At 42.7% G+C, this 1,538-nt stretch carries 2 protein-coding genes and 1 pseudogene; all 3 read right to left on the bottom strand.

What is annotated here, in order from left to right; genetic code table 11:
* Nucleotides 1–531 (bottom strand): stalk domain-containing protein (locus AC1DVJ_RS30925; protein ID WP_477596750.1); only part of this gene is annotated, 531 nt, incomplete at its 3' end.
* A gap of 77 nt (nucleotides 532–608) precedes the next feature.
* Nucleotides 609–1,268 (bottom strand): NUDIX hydrolase, encoded by a 660-nt coding sequence (locus tag AC1DVJ_RS30920; RefSeq protein ID WP_477596752.1) that lies wholly within the window; start codon nucleotides 1,266–1,268, stop codon nucleotides 609–611.
* A 19-nt stretch (nucleotides 1,269–1,287) separates the two neighbouring features.
* A pseudogene (locus AC1DVJ_RS30915) lies at nucleotides 1,288–1,538 on the bottom strand (class I SAM-dependent methyltransferase); the annotation flags it as partial.

The raw sequence follows: 1,538 nt of genomic DNA, 5'->3' as shown, positions 1-1,538 counted from the left end.
AAGGTAAACAGCATCGTAATTCTTGAAATCACCCTCCCCTTCCGCGACGAATGTTTGCGTCTCCACTCCGAAATTTGTTCCCGAAATTACGGCTTCGCCTATTTTTACATTATCATCGTTGTAAAAGCTTAAGCCAGCTCCGATCATATTTTGGGAGTTTCCTACACCTTCGAATTTCAATTGTCCTGTCACTTTCGTTTTATTTCCCGATTTCGTTAGAATTAAATTCCCAACCGAGATACTTGGGTTATCTGGATCCTTCACGTCTAACGGTTTATTCTTAACCACTATTTTTTGGGATTCCGTGTCATAATCAATCGTTGCACCCAAATTTTCAGCTACAAAGCGAACCGGTACATAMGCATGCCCATCCACATTCAGGATTTGATACTCACTGTTCATGGCAACTTGGTTACCATTTATCTCAAAACTCGCCGGAAACAATAACGCTTGAATCGTGTCCGAAGCAACGGCTAAGGACGAACCAGCAATAAGTAGGCCGCAACTCACGCCTAGAATAAATTTTTTCATGAATGACACACCTTTCATCTAACGATCCCATATTCGTACAATTACATCTGATTAGACGCATCTTGAGAGTAATTGTTTCATTCAAAAAAGCCGAGCATTTTACGCTCGACTCTGTGCTTTAGTCTCAATTTAACCTCTTTATTTGGATCCCTTAAATAATCAAACATACTCTTCACCTGAGCGATCGTATTCCGTTCTGCTGATAAGTCCGGCAGCTCATTTTCACCGAAAAATCGAACCTCGCTCGTTTCCACGCCACCCAGCGCATGCCCGCCAATTATTTGACAGAGAATGAACATTTTATAGATGTGATACGGCTCTGGTGGATGGTGATGGAACTTTTTATCAAGAACAGCAAGTAATTTCACGGGTACCACATCGTATCCGGCTTCTTCTCTGATCTCTTTCACAGCGACTTCCGAAGGCGAATACCCAATATCGGCCCAACCCCCTGGAAGTGCCCAGGCGCCATCTACTTTTTCCTTCACGAGTAGAATTTTATCATCTTCAAAGACGACCCCACGAATGTCAACTTTCGGAGTTGCGTACCCGGTTTCATTAGCAAAGCTAAGGTTTATTTTATCCACGCCAACAAATGTGTACGTATCTAGAATTTCTATGCTTATTTCCCGCAATGCTTGGAAGCGTTCCAGATCGTAGACATCCTTCGAATACGTCAAGCCGATCTGTGCAATCGATTGGATTTGCTTGGCCCAGTCTAACCATTTATGGCTCATATCACGTTCTGTCATCGCTTCASTCTCCTACTTTTCTCCCGATATATAACAAATGCGAAGAAATCCCTAACACCGATGGATCACGCGCTAGTCGGATGAGTAGTTCAATGAACTCGTCCTTTTCCCCACGGTCCGTCCAATATTGCTTCTGTTCATTGGATATCAAAGCACCCAGGTTCGAAGATCCAATTAAATCTAACGTCGCAAACCCTTGACTTTCCATAAAAGGTTTAATATCTTCGACATTGTAATAGTAAGCGCCAGTAAATC

It is taken from the genome of Paenibacillus sp. P4_A9 (assembly GCF_056402415.1).
The sequence above is the reverse complement of the archived record's forward strand: the minus strand, read 5'-3'. Positions and strand labels throughout refer to the sequence as shown.

Coding starts and splice junctions, on each gene's coding strand:
- AC1DVJ_RS30920 (WP_477596752.1), bottom strand. CDS start 1,268: ATGAGCCATAAATGGTTAGACTGGGCCAAGCAAATCCAATCGATTGCA.